Genomic DNA, 25862 nt, shown 5'->3' with positions numbered 1-25862 from the left:
TCTCGCGACGGGCACCCGCCCTTCTTCGTCAGCGCTCGCTCTTGGCGAGCAGCTCGTGCGTCTCCGCGATCTTCTGCCGCGACTTGGGCTCGGCCACCGCGGTCTTCGCCGACGCCGAGTCGGCGGACACCGAGAACGTGCCGGGAGCCTGGGCGGGCTTGCCCTTGGTGAACAGCCAGGTCGTGAACAGGTCGTCCAGCTGCTGGCCGGACACCTGCTCGGCGAGCGCGATGAACTGGTCGATGGACGCGTCGCTGTACTGGTGCTGCGCCACCCACGTCTGGAGCGTGGTGAAGAACGCCTCGTCACCCACGGCCGAGCGCAGCGCGTGCAGGGTCAGGGCGCCGCGGTCGTACACCGCGCCGTCGAACTGGTTGGCCGCGCCGGGGTCGCCGGGCAGGACGTCCCAGAACGGGTCGTCGGCGGGGTAGAGCGAGTACACGTAGTCGGAGTTCTCCTGCGCCGTGCCCTCACCGACGTGCTCGGACCACAGCCACTCCGCGTAGCTCGCGAAGCCCTCGTTCAGCCAGATGTCCTTCCAGCCGTGCACGGACACCGAGTCGCCGAACCACTGGTGCGCAAGCTCGTGCGCGACCACGTAGGTGTTGCCGCCACGACGCCAGAACGCGGTGTCGTAGTTGGGGCGGGTCTGGTTCTCCAGCGCGAAGCCGATGCCGCCGGTGACCACACCGCCCTGCGCCTCGAACGGGTACGGGCCGAAGAAGCCCGACTCGAACTCCAGGATCTCCGGCGTGCGCTCGACGCTCGCCTTGGCCGCGCCCTCGAACTCGCCGAGGCCCTCCGCGTAGGCGTTGACCACCGGGAGACCGCTGGGCGAGGTCGACTGGCGGATCTCGAACTGGCCGATCGACACGAACGTCGAGTAGGTGTTCTGCGGCTTGGTGCTGCGCCAGTTCCAGCGCGTCCAGCCGTTGATCTGCTTGGTCGTGCCGGTCAACCGGCCGTTGGAGATGACCTCCACGCCGTCCGGCACCGCCACCGACACGTCGAACGTGGCCTTGTCCGTCGGGTGGTTGTTGCTCGGGTACCACCACGGCGCGATGTCCGGCTCGTCGATCGCCAGCGCACCGGTCGGCGTCTTCTTCCACGCCGTGTAGCCGTCGACCGACTTCGTCGACGGGGAGTCGGAGTAGGTGACGACGACGGTGAGGTCGCTGCCCTTCGCGAGGGTCGCCTTCGGGTCGACGACCAGTTCACCGCCCTGCTGGGTGAAGGAGGCGACCTTGTTGTTCACCCGCACGGACTGGACGTTCAGCAGGAAGTCGAGGTTGAACCGCGAGAGGTCCTGGGTCGCTTTCGCCAGGATCGTCGTGGTGCCGGACAGGTTGTCGTTCGACGGCTGGTAGTTGAGGCGGATGTCGTAATGGAGGGCGTCGTAACCCCCGTTGCCCGAATTGGGGTAGTACGGATCACCGATTCCGGGTGCACCTGGTGCCGCGGCGGCGCCGGCCGGGCCCGCGAGCAGCGCGAGGGTGCACGCCGTCGCCGCCCCGACCGTGATCTTCCTTCTCATGGACATGGAGGCAAGCTAGCCACCCCACCATGCCCCGAATACCCCCGTACGTAGGCTCCTACGAAGTGGAACGGGTTGAGACGGCGGCCTTCAACCTGGCGTGCAAATCGCGCAATCCGGACCGATCCGCCCGAATCTCCACGACTTTCGTTCCCTTTGGCGTTGTGAGTGCGGCGTGGAATTCCGCGGCCGATTCCACCAGTTCGTGCGGCACCCGGTAACCGGCGCACAGCGCGGCCAGGTCCATTCCGTGCGGCGTGCCGAAAACCCGCTCGAACGACGCCGCGTGCTCCGGCGCGCCCTGCTCCAGCAGCGAGAAGATGCCGCCCCCGTCGTCGTTGAGCACCACGATCGTCAGGTCCGGCCGCCGCTCGCCCGGTCCGATCAGCAGCCCGTTGAGGTCGTGCAGGAACGTCAGGTCGCCGACGAGCGCGAACCCAGGCCCCTCGACGAGCGCGAGGCCCACCGCGGTCGACAGGCTGCCGTCGATGCCCGCGCCACCGCGGTTGGCGTGCACGACGAGGTCCGGGCGCGGGGTCGCCACGAGGTCGACGTCGCGCACCGGGTTGGACGACCCGAGGAACAGCAGCGAGCCCGGCGGCAGCGCGGCGACCAGGTCCCGCGCCACGTGCATCCCGGTCGGCCACGGCTCGTCCGCCAGCACCTCGTCCACGACCGCCGCGGCCGCGGCGTCCGCGTCCTGCCACGCGGCCATCCAGCTCGCGTCCACCTCGACCTCGCCGACCGCGAGGTCGGTGGAGGTGTGCGTCGCCGCGAACGCCGGGTCGGGCCACTCCGGGTCGGCCGACAGGACGTGCACCACGGGGGTCCGCCCGATCAGCTTCAGCACCCCGCGCGACAGCGTCGCCCGGCCCACGACCAGCACGGCGTCCGGGCACAGCTCCTTGGGCAGCTCGCCGGAGTTCAGCAGCAGCGTGCCGTGCCGCAGCACCGGCCCGTCCGCCCCGGCGGTCGGCTCGGCCACGACCGGCCACCCGGCGTGCCACGCCAGCTCGGCCGTCTCCCCCGTCGTCGCGTCGCCCACGACCACCAGCGTGCGCGGCCCGAGGTGCTCGGTGGTCGACGTGGCCGCGGTGGCGCGGGTGAGCGCCCTGGTCCACGGCACGTCGAAGTCCCGGCCGTCCAGCGGCTCCGGCCAGTCCTCGTCGACGTCGGGCACGAGCGGGTCGCGCAGCGGCACGTTGACGTGCAGCGGCCTGCCCGACCGCGCGGTCGCCACCGCCCGGCACACCAGCGACCGCCACACCGCGTTCTGCCCCGGCCGCCGCTCGGCCACCGGGAAGTGCAGCGTGTCGGTGGCCGCCGCGAAGATCCCGTGCTGGTCGACGGTCTGGCTCGCGCCGGTCCGGTACAGCTCGACCGGGCGGTCCGCGGTCACGACCAGCAGCGGGGTGCCCGAGTGCCGGGCCTCCAGCACGGCCGGGTGCAGGTTCGCGACCGCCGTGCCCGACGTGCAGACCACCGCGGTCACCCCACCGGCCTTGGCCAGCCCCAAGGCCAGGAACCCGGCGCTGCGCTCGTCGATCCGCACGTGCAGCACCAGCCGCCCCGCCACCGCGGCGTCGTGCAGGGCGAACGACAGCGGCGCGTTGCGCGATCCAGGGCTCAGCACGACGTGCCGCACGTCGTTGCGGACGAGCTCGTCGACGAGCACCCTGGCCTGCGCGGTGGACGGGTTCACCCGGCCATTCTCCCCCTACGCCCCCGCGGGCCGGATTCCCCTTCGCGCGGTGTTCGGCCCGATTGCCGACCTGTGCCCCGCGACCCGCGGAGCGGCCCCTTATTGTCGCCTGCGTGGCTGATCACGAAATCTCCGAGCTGTTCGACGCGTCGCGGTGGAAGCCGATCCCCGGCTTCGAGGACCTGACCGACATCACCTACCACCGCGCGGTGGACCAGGGGACCGTGCGGATCGCGTTCAACCGGCCCGAGGTGCGCAACGCCTTCCGCCCGCACACGGTGGACGAGCTGCACCGGGCGCTGGACCACGCGCGGATGTCGTCGGACGTGGGCTGCGTGCTGCTGACCGGCAACGGGCCGTCCGCGCGCGACGGCGGGTGGGCCTTCTGCTCGGGTGGCGACCAGCGGATCCGGGGGCGTTCGGGGTACCAGTACACCCTGCCGGAGGCAGGAACGGGCAGAGCCGGGGAGACCTCCGATTCTGTTGACCCGGCGCGCGCGGGGCGGCTGCACATCCTGGAGTGCCAGCGGCTGATCCGGTTCATGCCGAAGGTCGTCATCGCGGTCGTGCCCGGCTGGGCCGCGGGTGGCGGGCACAGCCTGCACGTGGTGTGCGACCTCACGATCGCGAGCGCCGAGCACGCGAGGTTCAAGCAGACCGACGCCGACGTCGGCAGCTTCGACGGCGGGTACGGGTCGGCGTACCTGGCGCGGCAGGTCGGGCAGAAGTTCGCGCGGGAGATCTTCTTCCTCGGGCGCGCGTACAGCGCGGCCGACATGCAGCGGATGGGCGCGGTGAACGAGGTCGTGCCGCACGCCGAGCTGGAGACCACGGCGCTGCAGTGGGCGCGGGAGATCAACGGCAAGTCGCCGACGGCGCAGCGGATGCTGAAGTACTCGTTCAACCTGATCGACGACGGGCTGGTCGGGCAGCAGATCTTCGCGGGCGAGACGACCCGGCTGGCGTACATGACCGACGAGGCCGTCGAGGGGCGCGACGCGTTCCTGGAGAAGCGCACGCCGGACTGGTCCGACTTCCCGTACTACTTCTGATGGCCGACGTCGTCGAGGCGGTCCCGGTCTCGTTGGGCGCGCTGGAGCTGCTCGAACCGCTGCGGGCCGCTCTCGACGGCACCGGGCCCGCGGTGTTGCCGGTGCCGTTCGGGCAGGTCGCGGCCCCGTTCCCGCTGGAGGGCTGGGAGCGCGGCGCGGCGCTGGTGATCACCACCTCCGGGTCGACCGGCGAGCCCAAGTCCGTGCTGCTGTCGGCCCCGGCGCTCCGCGCGTCCGCCACGGCGACGCACGACCGGCTCGGCGGGCCCGGCCGGTGGCTGCTGGCGCTGCCCGCCACTCACATCGCGGGCGTGCAGGTGCTGGTCCGGTCGCTGGTAGCGGGCCACGAGCCCGCCGTGCTCGACCTGGCGCCGGGGTTCCGGGCGGACGCGTTCGCCGACGCCGCCGGGCCGCTGCTGGCGTCGCCGGGACGGCACTACACGGCGCTGGTGCCGACCCAGCTGGCCCGGCTGCTGGCCGAGGACGTCGAGGTGCTGCGCGGGTTCGACGGCGTGCTGCTCGGCGGCGCGGCCACCCCGCCGACGCTGCTGGCCGCGGCGCGGGACGCGGGCGTGCGGGTGGTGACGACGTACGGGATGAGCGAGACCGCGGGCGGGTGCGTCTACGACGGCGTGCCGCTGGACGGCGTGCGCGTGCGGCTTTCCCAAGGCGGACTCCCGGCGGGCCGGATCGAGCTGGCCGGGCCGACGCTCGCGCTCGGCTACCGGGGGCAGCGCTTCGCCGACGGCTGGTTCCGCACCGGTGACCTGGGGCGGCTGGGCGACGACGGGGTGCTGGAGGTGCTCGGGCGGGCGGACGACGTGATCATCACCGGCGGCGAGAACGTGCCGCCGGCGCTGGTCGAGCGGGTCATCTCGGCGCTGCCGGGCGTGCGCGAGGTGTGCGTCGTGGGGCTGCCGGACGCCGAGTGGGGGCAGGTCGTCGCGGCGGCCGTCGTGCCCGCGGGGCCACCGCCGTCCGCGGAGGACGTGCGGTCGGCGGTGCGGACCGGCGTCGGACGGGCCGCCGTGCCCAAGCGGGTGGTCTTCGTGCCGGAGCTGCCGACCCGCGGGCCCGGCAAGGTCGACCGCACGGCCGTGGCGCGCTCGTTCGGGTGACACCGGCGGCGCGCTCCGCCGCCGCCCGCTTGGCTCTGCCGAATGACGAGACGCGTGCTGGTGACCGCCGTGGTGGCGGCGCTCACCCTGATCCAGGTCGTCGTTCCGGCGCGGGCCGACCCGACCGCCCGCCAGTTCCGCGTCTACGCCACCAGGGAAGGGCTCGTCGGCGGCACCACCGCCAACGGGCACGTCATCCGCGACCGCGACCACTTCGCCGCCCTCCCCTCCCGCCGCGGCCTGTCCGGCCGCGACAACGGCGACCTCACCGTCCGCGTGTGCGCCACCAACGGCCGCTGCGAATGGGCGCCGGTGTGGGACGTCGGGCCGTGGAACACCAAGGACGACTACTGGAACGACGACCGCGAGATGTGGGGCGACCTGCCCACCGGCACCCCGCAGGCGCAGGCCGCCTACGAGAACGGCTACAACGGCGGCACCGACCAGTTCGGCCGCCACGTCGGCAACCCGGCCGCCGTCGACCTCGCCGACGGCACCTTCTGGGACGGCCTGCACCTCGACGACAACTCGTGGGTCACCGTGCTGTTCGTGTGGACCGGCACCGCCCCCACCGGCACCGTCGCCGCCCTCTCCACCGTCCACAACGGCCCCCGCACCACCGCCGCCGAAGTCGGCCTCGCCGCCCCGCACGCCCGCGTCCCCATCGCGTGCCGGACCGACGGCGAGCAGACCACCGGCACCGAAGGCACCTCCACCACCTGGTACCGCCTCTCCACCGGCAAGTACCTCGCCGCCGCCCACGTCGCGGGCGCACCGGAGGTGGGGTACTGCTGAGCCACGTCAGAGGAACGGGCTTCACAACGCGACGAGGACCTCGGCAGGCACGAACGGGGACATGCCGACGATCACTGGCCAGTCCGGCGGCCTCGCCCAGTTCCAGCCCGTGCATCTGCACAAGTCCGCATACCAGGGCCCGTCTGCGGTGGTCAGGGGGTGATGCCCGAAGATGGGCGGCATGGCCACAGTCACCCAGTGGGTCGAGGGCACGCGTCCTCGTACGCTGCCCAACTCGATCGCCCCCGTGCTGGTGGGCGCGGGCGCGGCGCAGAACATCGACGGGTTCTCGCTGCCGATGGCGTTGCTCGCGCTGCTGGTGTCGGTCGCGTTGCAGGTGGGGGTGAACTTCGCGAACGACTACTCCGACGGGATCCGGGGGACGGACGACAACCGGGTCGGGCCGTTCCGGCTGGTGGGGTCGGGGGCGGCTGATCCGACGGCGGTGCGGAACGCGGCGTTCGCGGCGTTCGGCGTGGCGGCGGTGGCCGGGCTGGTGCTGATCGCGATGTCGGGGTACTGGTGGCTGCTGGCGTTCGGGGTGCTGTGCATCGCGGGCGCGTGGTTCTACACCGGTGGGTCGAAGCCGTACGGGTACTCGGGGTTCGGCGAGGTCGCCGTGTTCCTGTTCTTCGGGCCCATGGGGGTGCTGGGGACGCTGTTCGTGCAGACCGGCGAGGTGACCGGCATCGGCATCGGGGCGGCGGTGGCGGTCGGGTGCTTCTCGACGGCGGTGCTGGTGGCGAACAACCTGCGGGACATCCCCACGGACACGCAGGCGGGCAAGCGGACGCTCGCGGTGCTGCTCGGCGACAAGGACACCCGCAGGCTGTACCTGGCGCTGGTGGTGGCGCCGTTCCTGATCACGCTGGTGATCGGCGTCCGGGTGCCGCTGGCGCTGCTGGGTCTGCTCGCGCTGCCGCTGGCGGCGCTGGGCGCGCGGCGGGTCGTGCAGGGCAAGACGGGGTTGCAGCTGATCCCGGTGCTGCGCGACACCGGCCTGGCGATGCTGCTGTGGGCGGTCGCCGTCGGCGGCACCCTGATGCTGAGCTGACCTACCAGGCGTCCTCGGTGATGGCGACCTGGTTGTCCTCGTCGTCGTCACGGCGGCGCACGGGCTTCGGCGGCGCGGGGGCCTCGCCCCGGCACAGCGCGGCCAGGTTCTCGCGGTCGGCGTCGAGCGCGGCCCGCACGCCGGGGTCGTGCCCGGCCTCGCCGCCGAGGACCTGCCGCCAGCTGAGGTGACCTCCGGCGATCCGCCGCTGCAACGCCTGCAGCGCCATCGACGCCGCCGGTGACTTGGCGAACGCGATGACCCGGCGGATGTCGTCGGCGGACGGCTCGCGACCACCCCCGCGCAGCTTCTCGGCGGCCCGCATGGACTTCTCGGCGTCCGCGATCGACCTGGCCAGGACGTCCTCAGCCGCCAGCACCTCCGCGGTCCGCCACGAACTCACCGAGCCACTCCCTCCGCCTGGACACCTGCTGCGACGCAGCAGGTGTCCGTCCCGTTCCCTACGACCAGGAGCCGGTGGTGCGGAACCTCGTCAGCCGTTCCAGGTGCGGCACGAGGTCCATGTCCTGGGCCCGCACCCAGTCGTCGTCGTAGTAGGTGTTCGCGTACCGCTCGCCGCCGTCGCAGAGCAGCGTCACGACGCTGCCGCGCACCCGCGACGCCCGCATCTCGGCGATGATCTGGAACGCGCCCCACAGGTTCGTGCCGGTCGACCCGCCGACGCGGCGGCCGAGGACGCCCTCGACGTGGCGGATGACGGCGATCGACGCGGCGTCGGGCACCTTGAACATCCGGTCGATGACCTGCCCGACGAACGACGGCTCCACGCGCGGCCGCCCGATGCCCTCGATGCGGGACCCGCGGGTGCCGGTCATCGTCGGGTCGCTGTCGCGCCACGCGTCGAAGAACACCGAGTGCTCCGGGTCCACCACGGCCAGGCGGGTCCTCAGCCTGCGGTAGTGGATGTACCGGCCGATCGTGGCGCTGGTGCCGCCGGTGCCCGCGCCGACCACGACCCAGTCCGGTTCCGGCGTCGCCTCCAGCTCCATCTGCTGGAAGATCGACTCGGCGATGTTGTTGTTGCCCCGCCAGTCCGTGGCGCGCTCGGCGTGCGTGAACTGGTCCATGTAGTGGCCGTCCAGCTCGGCGGCGAGGCGGCGCGACTCGTCGTAGATGGCGCCCGGCTCGTCCACGAAGTGGCAGCGGCCGTCCTGGCGCTCGATCAGCGCGATCTTCTCGGGGCTGGTGGAGCGGGGCATGACCGCGATGAACGGCAGGCCGAGCAGGCGGGCGAAGTACGCCTCGGACACGGCCGTGGAGCCCGACGAGGCCTCGATGACCGGCGTGCCGCCGACGACCCACCCGTTGCAGATGGCGTAGAGGAACAGCGACCGCGCGAGGCGGTGCTTGAGCGACCCGGTCGGGTGGGTGGACTCGTCCTTCAGGTACAGGTCGATCCCCCACTCCAGGGGGAGCGGGAAGTGCAGGAGGTGGGTGTCGGCACTGCGGTTCGCGTCGGCCTCGATGATCCTGACCGCCTCACGGACCCAGTCCCTGGTGCGGCCGCAACATCGGTCAAGGGAAATGGTCACGGCGCACGATAACTTCGAGGACACTGTTCTGCCGTGGACAAGTTTCGCGGGTCACTACTGGCGGGCGCGATCGGCGACGCCCTGGGTGGCGCCATCGAGTTCGAGCACATGGACGCCATCCGCGCCCGCTTCGGCCCGGACGGCCTCACCGACTTCGCCCACGCCTACGGCAAGGTCGGCGCCATCACCGACGACACCCAGATGACGCTGTTCACCCTCGAAGGCCTCGTGCTGGCCCGCAAGCACGGCACCGACCCCCTCTGGGACGTCCGCGCCGCCTACGCCCGCTGGCTGCACACCCAGGGCGGACCGGCCGTCAAGCCGGAGGGGTGGCTGCTCGACGAGCCGGGCATGTACTCCCAGCGCGCGCCCGGCACCACGTGCCTGAGCGCCCTGTACGACGGCCACTTCGGCACCACGAGCGACCACATCAACAACTCCAAGGGCTGCGGCGGCGTCATGCGCGCCGCCCCCGCCGCCCTGTGGTCCGAGGACATCGACGAGGTGTTCGCCCTGGCCGCGGGCACCGCCGCCATCACCCACGGCCACCCCAGCGGCTTCCTGTCCGCCGGGGTGCTCGCCGTGATCGTGCAGCAGCTGCTGGCGGGCGCGTCCCTGCTCGACGCCACCGCCGAGGCGCGCGGCGAGCTCATCCGGTGGGACGAGCACGAGGAGCAGCTGGAACTGCTCGACCTGGCCGTGCAGCTCAGCAGCCGCGGCAAACGACCCACCCCGGAGCTGATCGAGACGCTGTTCGGCGGCGGCTGGGTCGGCGAGGAGGCCATGGGCATCGGCCTGTACGCGGCGCTGGCCGCCGAGTCGCTGGCCGACGGGCTGCTGCTGGCGGTCAACATCTCCGGCGACAGCGACTCGACCGGGTCCATCTGCGGGAACATCCTGGGCGCCTACCACGGCGTCGAGGCGATCCCCGAGCACTGGCTGGAAGGCGTGGAGATGGCCCACGTGCTGCACCGGTCGGCGGACGAGGTGTCGGCGACGTTCGGCTAGGAGTCCGCTGACCCGGCCCCCGCCTCGCGGCGGGGGCCTTCGGCTACTGGCTGGAGAACGAGTCGAACATGAGCTGCACTCTGCGGTCGAGCGGGTTGACTCCCGTTCCCGGCTCGACCACGTCGTCGTAGCCCACACCCGTCACCAGCAGTTCCCCGTGGTCCTCCATCAGGACGACCAGCCGATCACGGACGAACTCGGCGCGCCGGAGGCTCAACAGGTACGCACCCTGCCGCCCACCACTCCGGGCCGTGTGCCCCACGATGGAGATCTCCGACCCTGGACTGGCCTCGCGCGCGACCTCGGCCAGCACCTCGTCGATCCCCTCGACCGGTACGACTGAATCTGCTGTGAAGTTGACGGTGTGGACGATTCTCCGGGGGGTCTTCAGCGGTGTGGGCGTCATCTCCGTCCCGTCGGCCCTCGCCAGGCGCGGGATGGCCACCGGCGGCGCGCCGTTCACCGGGGCCAGGCTCCGGGTGGCGCTCGACGGCGTCGACACCACCAGGCTGGACGTGGAGGACACCGGGCAGCGGGGGGCGACGCAGTCGATCGACCGCTCGGCGAGCGGCACCAGGGAAACCTGGGAGAGCAGCACGACGACCAGCGCGGGCACGAGCCCGGCGAGCGCGGCCGCTGTCTTGAACCGTGCGCGGGCCTGCCGACCAGCAACGACCTTCGTGCGCGCTCGGGGGATCACGTCGTGTTCAGCCGAACGGGCAGCGGGGACGGCCACTGGGTCGAACGGAGCCCGAATGGCCACGTCCAGGTCCGAAACGAAGTTGCGATGACGTTTCTTCACGACCTCGTCGAATTCATCCTCGGTCATTTTCCCTCCTCATTCTTGAGCGACTCCTCGACCCAGGCGCGCAGCATCTTCCGAGCTACGCGCAAACGCTCGTACGCAGTCCTCTCCGGAATTCCCTCCACCTCAGCGATCTCCCGGACGGAGAAGTCGTCGACGTGCAGGATGAACACGGACCTGCACTGGACCGGAAGCCGCCTGATGGCGTCCACGAGATCGCTGTCCAGATCGAGGATGCGGCTGAGGACGACATCCTCAGCCAGGACGTCGGGAGGGCGGTGGTACTTGAACCTGTCCAGCAGGCTCCGCCGGTCGGCCTTCGCCTTCCTCACGGCGACCCTCCTCGCCACCGTGCGAATCCAGGCGCGCGGGGATTTCACGTCGAGCCAATTGGCGTACACCTCGAGCATGGCGTCGTTCACCGATTCTTCCGCGATGTGCTGCGCGAACCCCTGGTAGAGCAGGTAGGCCAGCAGCGCAGCGCGTTCGGCACGATCGAATTTCTCGTACTCGCGCTCGGTACGACGATCGTATTCCGCAATCGTGCGTCGCCTCCGCGGCTCGGGATCACGACTGCCCGCGGTACTGACACCGACCGACAGCACCATCGCGTCACAGCTCCTTTCCGCGCTGCACCATCGCCACCACGGCCAAGCACACTGCGAGCAGGGTGACGATGATGGTCAGCACAAGGGAACCGGTGAGGACGTACAGCGTGCCCGCACCGACAAGAACCGCATTCACCAGCGTGGGGACACCTTCACGTCCGCCGGCCTTGTCACCGCTTCTCAAACTCATGCCCCTTAGGGGCGACGCGGCGGTCGATTCCGCGAAAGCGGGGCGAAGTTCACCCGGAAAGAGGAATGAGGGTGGCCAGCAAACCGCAAAAAATGGATTCCGAAGAGTTGTCGCGAGGAAGTGGCAAGAACAATGTTCTCGCAAGGGCGCACTAATCGACGCAGTGCGACGAACTCGGCGAGCCCTGGCACCCAGGCAAGGGTGTCCGGGCGCGGGACCCGCAAGTGTCAGACGGCGGGAGATTCGCCGCGGAGTTGGGCGCGGAGGCGGTCGCGTTCGGTGCGGCGGAGAGCGGCGCGGTGGTTGAGGCCTTCGGCCACGCGGGTGCGCATCCCCTTGAACACGAACAGCGACAGGGGTAGGGCGACGACGATGCCGACGGCGAGTGCGACGAGCAGGGGGACGTGGACGAGCATGAGGAGGGCCGTGGTGGCGGCCACCATGCCGAGTCGTGCCAGTACGTAGAGCGTCACATCGCGTCCCAGGTGCACGATTGCTCAGGCTACGCGGTGGGGTCGGGCTGTTCGAACGCCGCGTCCGAGGTGTTGGGCCGGCCCTCGAACCTGGTGGACAGGACGACGGTGGTGCGGGTGCGGGCGACGCCGTGGATGCGGCGAAGCCTGCCGAGGGCGCGTTCGAGGTCGTCGACGGTCGCCACGCGCACCTTGACGATGAACGACTCGTCGCCCGCGACGCGGTAGCAGGACTCGACCTCGATGAGCTGGGCGAGCGCGAGCGCCACGTCGTCGTCGTCCGCGGTGTCGGTCGGGTGGATGCCGATCAGGGCGGTGACGCCGAGGCCGACGGCGCTGGGGTCGACGACGGCGTGGTAGCCGACGATCACCCCGGTGGTCTCCAGCTTGCCGACGCGCTCGTGCACGGCCGAGGCGGAGAGGCCGACCTTGCGGCCTAGGTCGGCGTAGGTGGCCCGGCCGTTCTCGCGCAGCGCGGCGATGATTTGTCGATCTAGGGCGTCCACCTCGTGAAGCCTAAGCCCAACCCGCGCGATGTCCGAACCGCGAACTTCGTCCCTTACTCCCTCTTTACCATCAGCCAAGTGTTCGAGTACCTGACGGGTGAGATGCCAGGATGCGACCGGTAAGTCTGATCCGAGGAGGACGATCGTGACCGCGTCCATGCAGGTAAGTCGTCAAAACGGCCCGGAGCGGCTGCTCACCCCTGGTGAAGTCGCCAACCTGTTCCGCGTCGACCCGAAGACGGTGACCCGCTGGGCCACCGCCGGTCGGATCGGTTCGATCCGCACCCCCGGCGGTCACCGCCGGTTCCGGGAATCCGAAGTCCAGGCGCTGCTCTCCGAGCTCACCACCGAAGCTACCGAACCGGTGCGCCACTGAACGGGTCCCGTACGTACTCCTAGTCACGGGTAATGTCGTGACAAAGGAGGTGGCGACCATGCTGTACGTGCTCGCGGCGATCGGTGCGCTCACCGTGTTCATGCTGCTCTGGAAGGCTTTCGGGCCGGGCAGGCTCGAAACCGCTCCACGTGGTCGGGTCATCGCGCCCGACGACGACCCGGACTTCCTCCGGAAGCTCGGCGAGCAGACGAAACGCCGCCCTGAAGAGGGCAAAGACTCCTGAACACGAGCGTGGGCCCGTGGCGAGATCTCGCCACGGGCCCACGCTCGTACAGGAGGTGGCTAGCTGGGGAAGTCGTCCGCCACGGTGGCGGCGAGCTCCAGCAGCGCGAGCCGGGTGGCCGGCTCCAGTTTGTCGAGCTCGATTTCGGCCCCCTCCTCCAGGTGGGGGTCGAACGGGATCATGACGACGGACCGGCAGCGGGACGCGAAGTGCGCCGCGAGCCGGTCGAGGTCGACCTTCCCGGAGCCCGGCCGGACCGAGTTGATGACCGCGATCGACCTGGCCACCAGTTCGCGGTAGCCGTGCGCGTCCAACCAGTCGAGGGTGGCCGCCGAGGTCTGCGCGCCGTCGACCGAACCGGACGACACGAGCACCAGCGAGTCCGCCTGGTCGAGCACGCCCTTCATGGCCGAGTGCATGAGGCCGGTGCCGCAGTCGGTGAGCAGGATGTTGTAGAAGTGCTCCAGCAGCGCCACCGTGCGCAGGTAGTCCTGGTCGCTGAACGCCTCGGACACGGCCGGGTCCTGCTCGCTGGCGAGGACCTCCAGCCTGCTGGGGCTCTGCGACGTGTAGGCCCGCACATCGCTGTACTTGGTGATCCTCGACACATCGCGGAGCAGGTGTCGCACGGTCGCGGTCGTCTCGCGGGGCACCTTCAGCGCCAGCGTGCCGCGGTCGGGGTTCGCGTCGACCGCGATGACCCGGTCGCCGCGCAGCGACGAGAACGTGGACCCGAGCGACGCCGTGGTCGTGGTCTTGCCGACGCCGCCCTTGAGGCTGAGCATCGCGATCTTGTAGCACCCGCGCAGCGGCTGGTTGATCCGCGTGATCAGCTCGCGGCGGCGGACGTCGGCCGGGCTCTCGCCCATGTTGACCAGGCCGCCGGTCATGGTGTGCAGGGTCTTGCGCCACCCGGTGGCCGGGGGCCGCTTCTCCTGCTTGATGAGCCGCTGCGACGACATGTCGTGCGCGGTCATCGGCTGCTGCTGCACCTGCTGCTGCGGCAGCGACTGGGGGAAGTTGTTCGGGAACGCGCCCTGCCCCTGATACTGCGGCTGCTGCTGGCCCTGGTCCACGTAGTGCGCGCCGGACGGCCCGCCGCCGACGTTGTACGGACCGGAGGGGGCGCCGCTGACCTGGTACGGGCCGGACGGGTTGCCGCTCACGGGGTAGCGGCCGGACTGCGCGCCGGGCACCGGGTGCTGGCCGGACTGACCGCCGCCGACGTGGTGCTGGCCGGACTGACCGCCTCCCACGCTGTGCTGCCCCGACTGCCCGCCACCGACCTGGTGCGAACCGGAGGGCCCGCCCCCGACCTGGTAGGCGCCCGAGGGACCGCCGCCGACGGGGTAGGAGCCGGACTGGCCGCCGCCCGCCTGCTGCGAGGCAGCCGGGTCGACCGGGTGCTGCCCGGACTGCGACGGGTTGGGTTGGTTCTTGTGGCCTTCCGCGCCGGTGGACGGCTGCCATGACACGCTGTGCCGCGGCTCAGGCTCCTCGTAACGACCAGTCACCGCTGGGGTCCTCCCCTGAGCAAGCGGATCGAGACCTCCCCGACCCCCACCTTGGGACGGTAGTCGGCGACCAGCGGTTCCACGAATGGGGGTGGGCATCCCACCTGGGGGAATGCCGGAACTCAGCCCACTCCCGCATAGGAATGCAACCCGGCCGTCACCAAGTTGATGAAGAAGAGGTTGAACACGGTCAGCAAGAAGCCGAGCGCGTTGACCCACGCGGCACGGGCGCCGCGCCAGCCCGCGGTGGCGCGGGCGTGCAGGTAGGCCGCGTAGACGACCCACGAGACGAAGGCGACGGTCTCCTTGGGGTCCCAGCCCCAGAACCGGCCCCACGCGGCCTCGGCCCAGATGGCGCCGAACATGATCCCGATCGTGAACAGCGGGAACGCCAGCACGGTGCTGCGGTAGGCGAGCCGGTCGAGGGTGTCCGCGGCGGGCAGCCTGCCCGCGAACCGGGCGAAGCGCTCGGGCTTGGCGTCGTTGGTCGACTTCACCAGGTAGAGCAGGCTCGCGACGCCCGGCACCAGCAGCATGCCGGTGGAGATCGAGATGACCGAGACGTGGATGACCAGCCAGTACGACTGGAGCGCGGGCTGCACGGGCGCGGCGGGCGCGTAGAGGGCGGTGCCGCCGAGGAACATCAGGATGACGACCGGCGTGAGCACGAACCCGCCGAGCCTGCGGACCGGGAACGACCGCATCAGCACGAGGAACGTCGCCACGGCCGCCAGCGTGAGCAGCGCGCCGTACTCGTACATGTTGCCCCACGGCGCGCGCCCGGTCGCGACCCCGCGCAGGACCAGCGCGCTCACGTGGAACAGCACGCCCAGCAGCGTCAGCGCCACGGCCATGCGGCCGAACCGCTCCGCGCGCGGGCGTTCTGGCTTCTTCGGCACGACCAGGCCGGGCTTCCACTGCTCGCCCGTCCCGCCCGCGACGACCAGCTCGCGTTCCTTCGCCTTGGCGGGCGCGCGCCCGAAGGCCTGCTCGTAGAGGTAGAGGAACGTGGCGAGGATGTAGACGCCGACCGCGCTGTTGTACAGCCAGTCGCCGTAGGTCGCCAGCGTCGCGTTGACCGGCATCAGCTCTCCTTGTCCTGGCCACCCGTGAGCAGGTCGCGGGACAGCCCGGTGAACTCCCCGCCGTAGCCCGCCTGGTCGGTGCGCGCGAGCCCGCCGACCTCGATGAAAGTACGCCCGTCCTGTCGGGGGACCGCCCGCACCCACACCCGACGCCGCCTGATGGCCAGCGAGGCGCCGAGACCGGCCACGATCAGCATCGAGAACACCAGCACGTACACCTGGGTCGGGTCGTGCGACACCTGCAGCGACACCCAGTCGGTGACCCCGTCGAAGCGGATCACCGTGCCGTCGTCGAGGGTCACGGACTGGCCGACCTCGAGGTTCTCCCTGGCGACCTTCTTGAGCCGCCCGTTGTCCACCATGGACCGGTCGATCGAGAAGATCGACTGGCCGCGCCCGGAGTCGGTGCCCAGGTCGCCGCGGAACACGTCCACGGCCACGGCGGGCTTGCGCGCCTCCGGGAAGTTCGAGCTCATCAGCGTGCCGTCGAACACCGCGCTCGGCGCCAGCAGCCCGGTGATCGCGAGCTGGTTCTTGCGCCGCTCCTCGGAGTCGGTGACCTGCGGCGGGTCGAACTTCGTCGCGCCCTCGGACAGCAGCGTGATCGGGTCGACCGGGCGCCACTGCACCTCGGCGGAGCGGGTGGCGCCGTTGGGGAACGTCACGGTGAACTTGGGCGTGTAGCCGTGGCCGAGCAGGTAGAGCCGGTCGCCCTCGGTGCGCAGCGGGTGGTTGACCTCCAGCGAGTACGGCCGCCACGTGCCCGTGTCGAGGTCCGCGCCCGACTGGTAGTCGATGCCCGCCTGGAAGCTCTGCGCCTGCCCGTTGTGCAGGTAGGACGCGTGGAAGTCGTTGACCCGCACGCAGAACGGGGTGAGCCGGGTGCCGTCCACCCGCAGGCCCGGCCGGAACGAGTCGAAGTTGAAGACGCCGGAGTTGCAGTACTGCTTGCCGGTGGCCTGCACGATGACCTGGCCCTCGTAGCCGAACATCTTGCCCAGCGCGAACGCCACCAGCAGGCCGAGCAGCGCGAAGTGGAAGACGAGGTTGCCGGTCTCGCGGAGGAACCCGCGCTCGGCGCTGATCGTGCGGGCACCGCCCGGCTCCTCGCGCTCGACCAGCCGCCAGCCGCGCAGCCTCGTGCGGGCCGCCGCCATGACCTCGGCGACGTCCCGGTCGACGTGCGCGTCGGCGTGGTGCGGCATCCGGGACAGGTTGCGCGGGGTCAGCACGGGCTTCGCCCGCATCTGCGTGAAGTACTCCCACAGCCGCGGCAGCAGGCAGCCGACCAGCGACACGAACAGCAGCACGTAGATCGCCGAGAACCAGAAGCTGCCGTAGACGGCGAAGAACTGGCCCTTGTCGAGCAGCCGCCCCCACCAGCCGTGCTCGGCGATGTACTCGTCGACCTTCGCCGCGTTCAGGGCCCGCTGCGGCAGCAGGGCTCCGGGCAGCGCGCCGAGCGCCAGCAGGAACAGCAGCGTCAGCGCCGTGCGCATGGCCGTGAGGCCGCGCCAGGTGTTGCGCAGGAAGGCGAGTGCGTCGCGCATCTAGAGCGGCAGCTTCAGGTCGTTGACCACGGCGATGCGCAGCCAGCCCACGAAGTCGCCCCACAGGCCCGTGACGAGCGCGAGCCCGACCACGATCAGCAGCGCGCCGCCGAAGATCTGGACGCCGCGCACGTGGGTGCGCAGCCAGCCGGTGACCCGGACCGCCCAACGGGCGCCGACCGCGATCAGCACGAACGGCAGGCCGAGGCCGAGGCAGTAGGCCAGCACCAGCACCGCGCCGCGGGCCGTGGACGAGCCGACCTCCGTGCCGCGGGCCAGCGCGAGCACCCCGGCCAGCGTCGGGCCGATGCACGGGGTCCAGCCGAGCGCGAACACGCCGCCGAGGAGCGGTGCGCCGATCAGACCGGCACGCGGGCGCCTGTGCAGCCGGACGTCGCGCTGCAGCGCGGGCACCAGCCCGATGAACACCAGGCCCATCGCGATCGTGATGACACCGCCGACGCGCTGGAACACGTCCTCGTTGAGCCAGAGCGTGTCGACCAGGCCGAGCACGGCGAACGACGTCAGCGAGAACACGACGGTGAACCCGAGGACGAACAGCATCGCCGCACCGGTCACCCGCCAGCGCCCCGCCTTCGGCGACTCCCCGTCCTGCACGGCCGGGGCCTCCGCACCGACCAGTCCGGCGAGGTAGGCGAGGTAGCCGGGGACGAGCGGGACCACGCACGGCGAGGCGAACGAGATCGCCCCCGCAAGAACGGCGACACCGGTGGCCAGCAGCAGCGGGCCAGAGGTGGCCAGCTCCGTCCAGTGGTTCACGCCGACCAGAGTAGGTACCCCTCTTGACACGGCGGCCACCGGAGCCCATTAGCAGCGGCCTGGGTCACACCCGTTCGCGACATGGAGGTATGACAAACCGTGATCGCAAATGTGAAATAGACGCTAAAGCACCCTTGTGGGTGACAACTGGGGTACCTAACGTTCCTCCATGCGCTCAACTCGGCTGATCTTGCCCGCACTCGCGGTGGGCTTCGTGGTTGTCGTCGCGCCGCTGCCGACCACCGCCGCACCGGCATCGGTCGCGGTCCCCGCGCCGACCTCCTCCACCGTCGTCCGCGAGGTCTTCTCCCCCGACGGCACGATCTCCAAGATCGTCGCACCCGCCCCCACCGCCACGGTCCAGCCGCGCAGCAAGACCTCCGCCCGCGCCCGCACGACCGTGGTCACCATCCAGAACACCGGCCCCACCGACCAGCGCTTCGACCTGGTCTTCGTCGGCGACGGGTACACCAGGACCGAGCAGGACCTGTTCCACCAGCACGTCCTGAGCAAGTGGGCCGAGCTGTCGTCCATCGAGCCGTTCGCGTCCTACAAGGACTACTTCAACGTCTGGCAGGTCAACGCCGTCTCCGTCGACTCCGGCGTGGACGACAACCCCCAGGGCAACGACGACAAGCGCACCGCCCTCGACATGGGCTTCTGGTGCAAGGGCACCACCCCGACCACCGAACGCCTGCTCTGCGTCAACGAGGAGGAGGCCTACAACTTCGCCGCCCTCGCCCCCGCCGCCGACCAGGTCATCGCCCTCGGCAACACCACCAAGTACGGCGGCGCGGGCGGCGGCGTCGCCACCGCCGCGGGCGGCAACGCCCAAGCCGGCCAAATCGTCGTCCACGAACTCGGCCACTCCATCGGCGGCCTCGCCGACGAGTACTTCTCCCCCGGCACCTACACCGGCACCGAACCCGCCGAAATCAACGCCTCCAAGCTCTCCGACGGCTCCAAGTGGTCCAAGTACCTCGGCCAACCCACCCCCGACGGCGGCGTCGTCGGCGTCTACGAAGGCTCGAAGTACTACGGCACCGGCCTCTACCGCCCCACCGAGAACTCGATCATGCGCACCCTCGGCAAGCAGTACAGCCTCGTAGGCCGCGACGCCATGATCGAAGCCTTCAAGCGAAAGATCCCAGAACTGCAGAACTAAGAGGAAAAGAAGCAGCAAGCAAGAGGGAGACAAGGAACTCCGACGCGCAGCGAGCACAACACGCAGTTGAGCGAAGCTCGCCAGCGCGCATCCGGCGCGGAGCGCCTGGGGCCTTGTCGGCGCCAGCCGATGCCTGGTCCGACGGCGAAGCCGAGGATGCTTTGTCGGACGGAGTCCGATGCCTGGTCCGACGCGCAGCGAGGATGCTTGAGTCGAGCGGAGCTCGATGCTGGCGAAGCCAGACTTCCCCTCTGCCCCCGATCCACAGCGCCCTCCTGCTTGATCTTGCTTGTCAAGACAGCTTCACCGTCTTGACAAGCAAGATCAAGCATTGAGACAATCGCGCGCCGGGGGCCGGGCTTCGCCAGAGGGTGGGAGGGCCGAGAGCCAGACTCGCAGGGTGAGAGGGCCGGGGGCCAGGGCTCACCAGGGATGAGAGAGCCGGGCTCTACACCAACGCCCCCTACCCCTCCCCCACCAACTCCTTCACCACCGGCAACAAATCCGACGCCAGCACCCCCTCCAAGAAGATCGCCGCCACCCGATGCCCCTTGTCCAGCACGATCGTCGACGGCACAGCGTTCGGCGGGTATCCCTTGAACGCCAGCAACGTCCTCCCCGAGTCGTCGAAGATCGACGGGTACGTCAGCTCGCGGTCCACCGCGAAGTCCCGTGCCGGTTCCGGTGAGTGCTCCTTCACGTCGATCCCCAGCACCTGCACCCCGCTGGGTCCCGTCTCGTCCTGGACCTTCTGCATCTCCGGTGCCTCGGTGCGGCAGGGCGGGCACCAGGAGCCCCAGATGTTGACGACCACGACCTTCCCCGCGAAGTCGTCCAGCGCCACCGTCTTGCCGTCCTCCAGGAGGCTGGGGCCGGACAGGCCTTTCACGACCTTGCGCTCGTCGCCGGAGTACCGCAGCCGGACCTGCCCGCCGGGCGCGACGAACTGGAACTCGCCGCCGACGGCGACCGCGTCCTTCCCGGCCGAGCAGCCGCCCGCCACGAGCGCGAGCGCCAGCAGGAGAACGGCTCTCATGCCCCGGTCATCCTCGGGTTCGTCGCTCCCACCGGCTCGCTGTAGGAGACCCGCACGAGCTTCTCGTCCTCGAAGATCAACGACGTCAGGGACGCCAGTGAGCACTCGCGCTTGCGCGGGTCGTGCCACATGCGCTTGCCCTCCAGGAACCGCCGCAGCGTCCAGATCGGCAGCTGGTGGGACACGCACACCGCCTCGTGCCCTTCGGCCAGCGCACGGGCGCGCTGGGCGGCTCCGAGCATGCGGTGGGCGATGACGAGGTACGGCTCGCCCCAGGACGGCGTGAACGGGTTGACGAGCTTGGGCCAGTGGGCGGGTGAGCGCAGGGCGCCGTCGCCGACCGCGACCCGGAGGCCTTCGAACTTGTTGTCCGCCTCGATGAGCCGGTCGTCGGTGGCGAGCTCCAGCCGGTGCGAGTCCGCGATCGGCGCGGCGGTCTGCTGCGCGCGGGTCAGCGGGGACGCGACGACGTGCGCGATGTCGTGGTCGGCGAGGTGCTCGGCGACGGTCAGCGCCTGGCGCTGGCCGGTGTCCGACAGCCGGAAGCCGGGCAGCCGCCCGTAGAGGATGCCGTCGGGGTTGTGCACCTCGCCGTGCCTGAGGAAGTGCACCACGGTCCGAGTCACTTCTTGGCCTCCTTGGCGGCCGCTGCCGCGTGCGGCAGGGCGTCGGCGATGATCGAGAACTCGTCGTCGCCCATGGCGGCGTTGACGAACCACGCCTCGAAGGCGCTCGGCGGCGCGTAGACGCCGCGTTCCAGCAGGGCGTGGAAGAACGGCGGGAAGCGCCAGGTCTGCGCGGCCTGGGCGCCCGCGTAGTCGACGACCTCGTCAGCGGTGAAGAACACGCTGACCAGGTTGCCCGCGAACTGCACGCGGTGCTCGACGCCCGCCGCGGTGAGGGCGTCGGCGAACAGGGCGCCGAGGCGGGTGGCGTTCGCGTCGAGCGCGCGGTAGACGGCGTCGTCGGCCGCGCGCAGGGTGGCCAGGCCGGAGGCGACCGCGACCGGGTTCCCGGAGAGCGTGCCCGCCTGGTAGACCGGGCCGGACGGGGCCAGCCGCGCCATCACGTCGGCGCGGCCGCCGAACGCCGCGGCGGGCAGGCCGCCGGACATGACCTTGCCGAACGTGTAGAGGTCGCCCGCGACGCCCTCCAGGCCGTACCACCCGGCGCCGGAGACCCGGAAGCCGGTCATGACCTCGTCCACGACCAGCAGCGCGCCGTCGGCGTGGCACAGGTCGCGCAGCGCGGCGTTGAAGCCGGGGCGGGGCGCGACGGCGCCCATGTTGCCCGCGGCGGCCTCGGTGATCACGCAGGCGATCTCGCCCGCGTTCTCCGCGAACGCGGCCCGCACGGCCTCGACGTCGTTGTAGGGCAGCACGATGGTGTCCGCGGCCTGCGCGCCGGTCACGCCCGGCGACGTGGGCAGGCCGAGGGTCGCGACGCCGGAGCCCGCCTGGGCGAGCAGCGCGTCGACGTGGCCGTGGTAGCAGCCCGCGAACTTGACGACCTTGCGGCGCTCGGTGAACCCGCGGGCGAGCCGGATGGCGCTCATCGTGGCCTCGGTGCCGGAGTTGACCAGGCGCACCTGCTCCACCGGCGCGACCCGGCCGATGATCTCCTCGGCCAGCTCGATCTCACCCTCGGTCGGGGTGCCGAACGAGAGGCCGTGGGTGGCGGCCGAGCGGACCGCGTCGACCACCTCGGGGTGCGCGTGGCCCAGGATCATCGGGCCCCAGGAGGACACCAGGTCGACGTAGCGGTTGCCGTCGGCGTCCCACAGGTGCGGGCCCTCGCCGCGGACCATGAACCTCGGTGTGCCGCCGACCGAGTGGAAGGCCCGCACCGGGGAGTTGACCCCGCCGGGTGTCACGGTGGCCGCTCGCGCGAACAGCTCCTGCGATCGGGTGGTGTCCGTTGCCGTGTTCCTCGCTGTCACGCGCTCCAGTCTCACACGTGCTCGTCAGTGGCCTGCGCCACGTCCTGCACGGGCTTCGGCGCCCGCGTGCGGACGGCCAGGACGGTCTGCCGGACGGCGTCGAGCAGCAGGATGCCGCCCGCGGTGACCAGAGCGATCGCGAACGCGACCCAGTTGCCGTGGTAGCGCGTGGACACCAGCGGCGGGCGGCCGTCGAGCGGGTAGGAGAACTCCTGGATGCCGCGCGACCAGCACCAGGTCGCGGCCAGGCCGAGCAGCACGGCGACCACGACCTCGGCCGCGGCGACCAGCCCCCGCCTCGGCTGGTGCAGCCTCGGTGCCGGGACGGCCTCGGAGTCCAACGCTGGTGCGGTCACGGTCCCAGTTTCTCACGCGAGGACGGCAGCAGCCCGTGCAGCGCCCGGCGCAGGGCGTCGGCGTCGCGGGCCCAGCCGAGCACGACCCTGCCGTCGGCCAGCCTGATCGGGACGCCGCCGGTGCCCTTCGGGATGTCCCACCCGCCGCCCAGGACGGTCGCGCCCGCGCGGGGCTCGACGCCCTCGACCTCGGCGATGTCGGTGAGCCGCAGCTCCTCGCGGCCCTCGCGGAGCACGGAGGGGGTCAGCCGGACCGAGTACAGCCGCTGCCTGCCCTGCACCCACAGCGCGGTCGGGATCAGCAGCCCGAAGGCGACCAGCGACCAGAACAGCACGCTGACGGGACCGGTGAGCAGCTCCACGCCGACGCCGAGCACGGCGAACACCGGCCCCCACAGCAGCGGCCACCAGGAGGCGCCCGCCTCCGCGTACAGCACCGGACCGGAGTCGTTGTCCACTACCCGAGGTTAGCGGCGAAGTACTGGCGCGTTCCCGGCAGCAGGCTCACCACGACCGCCGCGGGCGGCAGCACCAGCCGCGCCACCGCGACCACCGCGGCGACGACCGCCGCGGCCCCGGTCATCCCGCTGCCCTCGCGCAGCAGCGACACGAACCCGACCACCGCCATGACCTCGACCAGCAGCGACGTCCCGCACAGCGCGAGCCGGGCGTGGTAGCTGCCGCGCAGGAACATGACCGCGCCGACCACGCCCGCGATGCCGACGCAGGCGAAGAAGAACAGCCCCATGACCACCCTGAACCCGCCGATGGCCGAGCCCGCCACGAGCTCGCGCAGCAGCGTGCCCAGCGGCCAGGACAACGCGGCCAGCAGCCACAGCACGAACCCGAGGAGCACGATCGGCGGCCGGACGTAGCCGCTGGTGGTCTGGTCGACCTGCCGCATCCCGACGGGGTAGCCCGGCCGGGGCGCACCGGGAACCGGGTAGACCGGGTGCTGCTGCGGGCCGACGACCGGGTAGGGCGGCTGCTGACCGGCGGCCGGGTAGTCCACCGGCTGGTAGGGCGAGGCGTACGGGTCCGGTGGTTGGGTCATGACTGGCTCGTCCCCCGCACGTAGGTGTTCGAAGCAGGCAGGTACATCAGGACGAGCGCGAGCGCCGTCGTGACCACGAACGCCACGGCCCAGGTGACGCCGTAGGTCCACTTCAGGTAGGGGACGCCGTGCACGGACACGGCGAGCCCGATCAGGCCGAGCACCAGGCCGAACCCGCCGAGCGAGGTCAGCAGGACCCTCGCCCACTCCTTGCCGCCGCGCAGGTTGACGAACCCGACCACGAACGGGATGGCGGGCAGCGCGAACGCGATCGCGAACACCCCCGAGGTCGCGATGGCGCCGAACACCGCCTCGGCCCGGCTGACCGGTTCCTCACCGGCCGCACGGGCGTCGTCCACGAGCGACTGGGCGAACACGTCGTGGTCAAGCGCGAAGATCCCCGGCAGGCCGAGCACCACCAGGACGGTCGCCCCGAGCCAGCACCAGAAGGAGGCGGTCAACGTCGCGGGGCGGCGCCACTCCAGCGCGTCCGCCGCGGCCACGGGCATCGGGGTGACCAGCGGCGACACCCAGCCCGGCGGGTGCTCCTGCTCCTGGCCGGGCAGCACCACCAGGTGGTACGGCGACGCGAACGGTTCCTGCTCGGCCATGCTGGGACCCCCTGGCTACTGCTCCTTCAACCAGTGTGCCGTGGAGCGGCGCCACGTGAGTACCGCCGCGATGCCGATCATCAGCACGGTGATGAACCCGGCGACGCTGACCCCTGGCAGCATCACCCACAGCAGGTGCAGGAACGCGGTGACCGTCAGCGCGACCCTGGCCCACCGCCGCCCGCGCAGCAGCAACGGGGCGAAGACCGCGTAGGCGCCGCCGAAGAGCAGCGCGGCGACCGTGAGCGGGCCGAGCACCTCCGCGACCGAGCCGCCGGGGCGCAGGACCTCGCGCACCGCGTCGGGGCGGATCCAGAGGTACCCGACGGTGAACACGCCGAAGACCGCGGTGGCGAGCCACACCCCCACCGCACCGCGCAGCGCGGTGGGCGGGGGCGTGGTGGTCTCGGTCATCCGACCCGTCGGGGTGCGAAGTAGGCGTTCGCGTTCGGGCGGAACATGAAGTACACGGCGCCGACGACGAGCGCGATCTGGATGACGTCGAGCACGATGCCGATGCCGCCCGCGCCCCCGATGCCCAGCAGCGTCGTGACCAGCCACAGGCCGCTCAGCACGGCCAGCAGGATCCGGGCCCAGTTCTTGCCCGAGCGCATGAAGAGCACGAACATCAGCCACAGGCCGTAGACGACCACCAGGAGCCCGGCACCGACGAACTTGACGGTGTTGAGCGTGGCGTCGTACTGCTCGGCCGTGATGCTCGGGTTTTCGGCCAGCGCCTTGGTCCTGACCTCGTCGAGGGCGGCCTGGTCGATCACCAGGAAGCTCAGCACGACGGAGAACAGCCCCAGGACGATCGCGCCGACCCAGAACAGGACCGAGGTGTCGATCTCCTTGGGACGGGTGGCGGAGGCCGGGGAGAGCTCGTGCGCGGCCAGCGGCGGCGCCGCGAAGGTGTTCGGCCGGACCTCGCCCTGGTGGGGCGTCATCGGCGCCTGCTCGGGCGGAGGCGGTGGAGCGGAGGGGAACGGTGCGGGCTGCTCCCGGTCCCCCGGGTCCTGTGGAGTAGTCACAGCGGAACGCTAGAACCGACCGGGGTCGCTGTCCACCGCGACAGGCGGTGACGACGACCCCGGGGTCCGGATCAACTCGCCTTGAAGTAGTGGTTGGACTCGGGCTTGAACATGAACACGATGCCGCCGATGATCGCGGCGTAGCTGACCAGCGCCAGCAGGCCCTGGAGCAGGCCGAGGAAGCCGAGGCCGAAGTACACCCACACGCCGATGAGGCCGAACAGCAGGCCGAGGCCGCCGAGGACGGTCAGCAGGATGCGGGCCCAGTTCTGGCCCTTGCGCATCTGCATCACGACGACGACCCACACCGCCGACAGGACCAGCGAGAAGATGATCCCGCCGTAGCTCGGGGTGGCCGACTGGTCGAGGGCGGCCTCGAACTCGGGGCCGAGGTTGCTGGTGCCGAGGATGTCGGCCGCGACCTCCCGCGCCAGCGCCTTGGCCGTGAAGAAGCCGAGGATGCTGGACAGGATGGACACGCCCGCCGCCACCAGCCAGAGCAGGTAGGCGGTCTCGACGGCCTTCGGCTTCACGGGCGCGCCCGTCTCGCCGTGGCTCAGGGGCGGGGGCGGCGGGAAGCCACCCTGGCCCTGGGGGTACCCGCCCTGCGGGGTCTGCGGGTACCCGCCCTGCTGCGGCTGCCCCTGGGGGTAGCCGGCTTGCTGTGCGTAAGGGTCGTTCGGATTCGTCATGCGCGCACGGTAGGTACCTGCGGATGTGTTT

At 71.0% G+C, this 25862-nt stretch carries 31 protein-coding genes; 8 read left to right on the top strand and 23 right to left on the bottom strand.

What is annotated here, in order from left to right:
* Positions 1-28: 28 nt before the first annotated feature.
* Together CLV43_RS11095 and menD are read right to left on the bottom strand one after the other, a co-directional pair.
* Positions 29-1540 (bottom strand): M1 family metallopeptidase, encoded by a 1512-nt coding sequence (locus CLV43_RS11095; protein ID WP_106187027.1) that lies wholly within the window; start codon positions 1538-1540, stop codon positions 29-31.
* Positions 1541-1592: 52 nt separating this feature from the next.
* Positions 1593-3236 carry a 2-succinyl-5-enolpyruvyl-6-hydroxy-3-cyclohexene-1-carboxylic-acid synthase gene (menD, locus tag CLV43_RS11090; RefSeq protein WP_106187026.1) on the bottom strand — a complete coding sequence of 548 codons (1644 nt, stop codon included), beginning with the start codon at positions 3234-3236 and terminating at the stop codon, positions 1593-1595.
* A 113-nt stretch (positions 3237-3349) separates the two neighbouring features.
* On the opposite strand from menD, the gene CLV43_RS11085 reads away from it, so the two are divergent.
* The 4 genes from CLV43_RS11085 (at position 3350) to CLV43_RS11070 (ending at position 7255) form a co-directional block, all read left to right on the top strand.
* A complete protein-coding gene (locus CLV43_RS11085) occupies positions 3350-4288 on the top strand; it encodes a 1,4-dihydroxy-2-naphthoyl-CoA synthase (protein WP_106187025.1) in 939 nt (312 codons plus the stop codon).
* A complete protein-coding gene (gene menE, locus CLV43_RS11080) occupies positions 4288-5406 on the top strand; it encodes an o-succinylbenzoate--CoA ligase (protein WP_106187024.1) in 1119 nt (372 codons plus the stop codon). Before CLV43_RS11085 ends, menE begins: the two co-directional genes overlap by 1 nt.
* Before the next feature lie 42 nt (positions 5407-5448).
* Entirely contained in the window at positions 5449-6201 is a 753-nt protein-coding gene (locus CLV43_RS11075) for a hypothetical protein (RefSeq protein WP_106187023.1), read from the top strand.
* 181 nt (positions 6202-6382) lie between these two features.
* Positions 6383-7255: a 1,4-dihydroxy-2-naphthoate polyprenyltransferase gene (locus CLV43_RS11070; protein ID WP_106187538.1), complete on the top strand. Its 873-nt coding sequence runs from the start codon at positions 6383-6385 to the stop codon at positions 7253-7255.
* A gap of 1 nt (position 7256) precedes the next feature.
* Here CLV43_RS11070 and CLV43_RS11065 read toward each other — a convergent pair whose 3' ends face one another.
* Entirely contained in the window at positions 7257-7658 is a 402-nt protein-coding gene (locus CLV43_RS11065) for a hypothetical protein (RefSeq protein ID WP_106187022.1), read from the bottom strand.
* A 58-nt stretch (positions 7659-7716) separates the two neighbouring features.
* Complete coding sequence (cds1, locus tag CLV43_RS11060) at positions 7717-8808, bottom strand: L-cysteine desulfhydrase Cds1 (protein WP_106187021.1); 1092 nt, start codon at positions 8806-8808, stop codon at positions 7717-7719.
* Between the two features lie 33 nt (positions 8809-8841).
* On the opposite strand from cds1, the gene CLV43_RS11055 reads away from it, so the two are divergent.
* Complete coding sequence (locus tag CLV43_RS11055; RefSeq protein WP_106187020.1) at positions 8842-9816, top strand: ADP-ribosylglycohydrolase family protein; 975 nt, start codon at positions 8842-8844, stop codon at positions 9814-9816.
* 43 nt (positions 9817-9859) lie between these two features.
* Here the strand turns inward: CLV43_RS11055 and CLV43_RS11050 are convergent, their stop codons facing one another.
* The 5 genes from CLV43_RS11050 to CLV43_RS11035 all read right to left on the bottom strand — a co-directional run bounded on the left by CLV43_RS11050 (position 9860) and on the right by CLV43_RS11035 (position 12398).
* Positions 9860-10645, bottom strand: coding sequence for an OmpA family protein (locus CLV43_RS11050; RefSeq protein ID WP_106187019.1), 786 nt, complete (start codon positions 10643-10645; stop codon positions 9860-9862).
* Positions 10642-11229, bottom strand: coding sequence for an RNA polymerase sigma factor (locus CLV43_RS11045; RefSeq protein ID WP_106187018.1), 588 nt, complete (start codon positions 11227-11229; stop codon positions 10642-10644). Before CLV43_RS11045 ends, CLV43_RS11050 begins: the two co-directional genes overlap by 4 nt.
* Positions 11230-11233: 4 nt before the next feature.
* Entirely contained in the window at positions 11234-11419 is a 186-nt protein-coding gene (locus CLV43_RS47065) for a hypothetical protein (RefSeq protein WP_146174730.1), read from the bottom strand.
* Positions 11420-11646: 227 nt separating this feature from the next.
* The gene (locus CLV43_RS11040) at positions 11647-11910 is read right to left on the bottom strand and encodes a DUF4229 domain-containing protein (RefSeq protein ID WP_281262151.1); all 264 of its coding nucleotides are present in this window, start codon (positions 11908-11910) and stop codon (positions 11647-11649) included.
* 11 nt (positions 11911-11921) lie between these two features.
* Positions 11922-12398, bottom strand: coding sequence for an Lrp/AsnC family transcriptional regulator (locus CLV43_RS11035; RefSeq protein WP_106187016.1), 477 nt, complete (start codon positions 12396-12398; stop codon positions 11922-11924).
* 157 nt (positions 12399-12555) lie between these two features.
* Here CLV43_RS11035 and CLV43_RS11030 point away from each other — a divergent pair, with 157 nt between their 5' ends.
* Complete coding sequence (locus CLV43_RS11030; RefSeq protein ID WP_106187537.1) at positions 12556-12774, top strand: BldC family transcriptional regulator; 219 nt, start codon at positions 12556-12558, stop codon at positions 12772-12774.
* A gap of 58 nt (positions 12775-12832) precedes the next feature.
* The gene (locus tag CLV43_RS11025) at positions 12833-13018 is read left to right on the top strand and encodes a hypothetical protein (RefSeq protein WP_106187536.1); all 186 of its coding nucleotides are present in this window, start codon (positions 12833-12835) and stop codon (positions 13016-13018) included.
* A gap of 59 nt (positions 13019-13077) precedes the next feature.
* On the opposite strand, the gene CLV43_RS11020 is transcribed toward CLV43_RS11025, so the two are convergent.
* From CLV43_RS11020 to CLV43_RS11005, 4 genes are all read right to left on the bottom strand, one after another.
* A complete protein-coding gene (locus tag CLV43_RS11020; protein WP_106187015.1) occupies positions 13078-14532 on the bottom strand; it encodes a MinD/ParA family ATP-binding protein in 1455 nt (484 codons plus the stop codon).
* A gap of 122 nt (positions 14533-14654) precedes the next feature.
* Positions 14655-15617, bottom strand: coding sequence for a c-type cytochrome biogenesis protein CcsB (ccsB, locus tag CLV43_RS11015; protein ID WP_106187014.1), 963 nt, complete (start codon positions 15615-15617; stop codon positions 14655-14657).
* Positions 15617-17167: a cytochrome c biogenesis protein ResB gene (gene resB / locus CLV43_RS11010; protein ID WP_106187013.1), complete on the bottom strand. Its 1551-nt coding sequence runs from the start codon at positions 17165-17167 to the stop codon at positions 15617-15619. Before resB ends, ccsB begins: the two co-directional genes overlap by 1 nt.
* Positions 17168-17947 (bottom strand): cytochrome c biogenesis CcdA family protein, encoded by a 780-nt coding sequence (locus CLV43_RS11005; protein ID WP_106187012.1) that lies wholly within the window; start codon positions 17945-17947, stop codon positions 17168-17170. It lies immediately after the preceding gene.
* A 169-nt stretch (positions 17948-18116) separates the two neighbouring features.
* Here CLV43_RS11005 and CLV43_RS11000 point away from each other — a divergent pair, with 169 nt between their 5' ends.
* On the top strand, positions 18117-19112 hold the full coding sequence (locus CLV43_RS11000; RefSeq protein ID WP_106187011.1) for a M64 family metallopeptidase: 996 nt from the start codon (positions 18117-18119) through the stop codon (positions 19110-19112).
* Positions 19113-19575: 463 nt separating this feature from the next.
* Here CLV43_RS11000 and CLV43_RS10995 read toward each other — a convergent pair whose 3' ends face one another.
* From CLV43_RS10995 to CLV43_RS10950, 10 genes are all read right to left on the bottom strand, one after another.
* Positions 19576-20148, bottom strand: coding sequence for a TlpA disulfide reductase family protein (locus CLV43_RS10995; protein WP_106187010.1), 573 nt, complete (start codon positions 20146-20148; stop codon positions 19576-19578).
* Entirely contained in the window at positions 20145-20774 is a 630-nt protein-coding gene (locus tag CLV43_RS10990; RefSeq protein WP_106187009.1) for a histidine phosphatase family protein, read from the bottom strand. Before CLV43_RS10990 ends, CLV43_RS10995 begins: the two co-directional genes overlap by 4 nt.
* The gene (gene hemL, locus CLV43_RS10985) at positions 20771-22087 is read right to left on the bottom strand and encodes a glutamate-1-semialdehyde 2,1-aminomutase (RefSeq protein WP_106187535.1); all 1317 of its coding nucleotides are present in this window, start codon (positions 22085-22087) and stop codon (positions 20771-20773) included. Before hemL ends, CLV43_RS10990 begins: the two co-directional genes overlap by 4 nt.
* A gap of 11 nt (positions 22088-22098) precedes the next feature.
* Positions 22099-22443 carry a hypothetical protein gene (locus CLV43_RS10980; RefSeq protein WP_106187008.1) on the bottom strand — a complete coding sequence of 115 codons (345 nt, stop codon included), beginning with the start codon at positions 22441-22443 and terminating at the stop codon, positions 22099-22101.
* A complete protein-coding gene (locus tag CLV43_RS10975; protein WP_211304324.1) occupies positions 22440-22901 on the bottom strand; it encodes a hypothetical protein in 462 nt (153 codons plus the stop codon). The genes CLV43_RS10980 and CLV43_RS10975 overlap by 4 nt, the downstream gene beginning before the upstream one ends.
* Positions 22901-23497, bottom strand: a complete 597-nt coding sequence (locus tag CLV43_RS10970) for a hypothetical protein (protein ID WP_106187007.1) — start codon at positions 23495-23497, stop codon at positions 22901-22903. The genes CLV43_RS10975 and CLV43_RS10970 overlap by 1 nt, the downstream gene beginning before the upstream one ends.
* Entirely contained in the window at positions 23494-24108 is a 615-nt protein-coding gene (locus CLV43_RS10965; RefSeq protein WP_106187006.1) for a hypothetical protein, read from the bottom strand. Before CLV43_RS10965 ends, CLV43_RS10970 begins: the two co-directional genes overlap by 4 nt.
* 15 nt (positions 24109-24123) lie before the next feature.
* On the bottom strand, positions 24124-24522 hold the full coding sequence (locus CLV43_RS10960; protein ID WP_106187005.1) for a hypothetical protein: 399 nt from the start codon (positions 24520-24522) through the stop codon (positions 24124-24126).
* The gene (locus CLV43_RS10955) at positions 24519-25055 is read right to left on the bottom strand and encodes a hypothetical protein (protein WP_106187004.1); all 537 of its coding nucleotides are present in this window, start codon (positions 25053-25055) and stop codon (positions 24519-24521) included. Before CLV43_RS10955 ends, CLV43_RS10960 begins: the two co-directional genes overlap by 4 nt.
* A gap of 155 nt (positions 25056-25210) precedes the next feature.
* Entirely contained in the window at positions 25211-25831 is a 621-nt protein-coding gene (locus CLV43_RS10950; RefSeq protein ID WP_146174729.1) for a hypothetical protein, read from the bottom strand.
* Positions 25832-25862 lie beyond the last annotated feature (31 nt).

It is taken from the genome of Umezawaea tangerina (assembly GCF_003002815.1).
Taxonomy (GTDB): Bacteria; Actinomycetota; Actinomycetes; order Mycobacteriales; family Pseudonocardiaceae; genus Umezawaea; species Umezawaea tangerina.
Note: the sequence above shows the minus strand (reverse complement) of the source record. Positions and strands in the feature narration are given on the sequence as shown.

Bases quoted from the DNA above. Each gene is read 5' to 3' on its own strand.
- CLV43_RS11095 (WP_106187027.1), bottom strand. From the start codon at position 1,540: ATGTCCATGAGAAGGAAGATCACGGTCGGGGCGGCGACGGCGTGCACC.
- menE (WP_106187024.1), top strand. From the start codon at position 4,288: ATGGCCGACGTCGTCGAGGCGGTCCCGGTCTCGTTGGGCGCGCTGGAG.
- CLV43_RS11075 (WP_106187023.1), top strand. From the start codon at position 5,449: ATGACGAGACGCGTGCTGGTGACCGCCGTGGTGGCGGCGCTCACCCTG.
- CLV43_RS11070 (WP_106187538.1), top strand. From the start codon at position 6,383: ATGGCCACAGTCACCCAGTGGGTCGAGGGCACGCGTCCTCGTACGCTG.
- CLV43_RS11050 (WP_106187019.1), bottom strand. From the start codon at position 10,645: ATGACCGAGGATGAATTCGACGAGGTCGTGAAGAAACGTCATCGCAAC.
- CLV43_RS11045 (WP_106187018.1), bottom strand. From the start codon at position 11,229: ATGGTGCTGTCGGTCGGTGTCAGTACCGCGGGCAGTCGTGATCCCGAG.
- CLV43_RS47065 (WP_146174730.1), bottom strand. From the start codon at position 11,419: ATGAGTTTGAGAAGCGGTGACAAGGCCGGCGGACGTGAAGGTGTCCCC.
- CLV43_RS11030 (WP_106187537.1), top strand. From the start codon at position 12,556: ATGCAGGTAAGTCGTCAAAACGGCCCGGAGCGGCTGCTCACCCCTGGT.
- CLV43_RS11025 (WP_106187536.1), top strand. From the start codon at position 12,833: ATGCTGTACGTGCTCGCGGCGATCGGTGCGCTCACCGTGTTCATGCTG.
- ccsB (WP_106187014.1), bottom strand. From the start codon at position 15,617: ATGCCGGTCAACGCGACGCTGGCGACCTACGGCGACTGGCTGTACAAC.
- resB (WP_106187013.1), bottom strand. From the start codon at position 17,167: ATGCGCGACGCACTCGCCTTCCTGCGCAACACCTGGCGCGGCCTCACG.
- CLV43_RS11000 (WP_106187011.1), top strand. From the start codon at position 18,117: ATGCGCTCAACTCGGCTGATCTTGCCCGCACTCGCGGTGGGCTTCGTG.
- CLV43_RS10995 (WP_106187010.1), bottom strand. From the start codon at position 20,148: ATGAGAGCCGTTCTCCTGCTGGCGCTCGCGCTCGTGGCGGGCGGCTGC.
- CLV43_RS10970 (WP_106187007.1), bottom strand. From the start codon at position 23,497: ATGACCCAACCACCGGACCCGTACGCCTCGCCCTACCAGCCGGTGGAC.
- CLV43_RS10965 (WP_106187006.1), bottom strand. From the start codon at position 24,108: ATGGCCGAGCAGGAACCGTTCGCGTCGCCGTACCACCTGGTGGTGCTG.
- CLV43_RS10960 (WP_106187005.1), bottom strand. From the start codon at position 24,522: ATGACCGAGACCACCACGCCCCCGCCCACCGCGCTGCGCGGTGCGGTG.
- CLV43_RS10955 (WP_106187004.1), bottom strand. From the start codon at position 25,055: ATGACGCCCCACCAGGGCGAGGTCCGGCCGAACACCTTCGCGGCGCCG.
- CLV43_RS10950 (WP_146174729.1), bottom strand. From the start codon at position 25,831: ATGACGAATCCGAACGACCCTTACGCACAGCAAGCCGGCTACCCCCAG.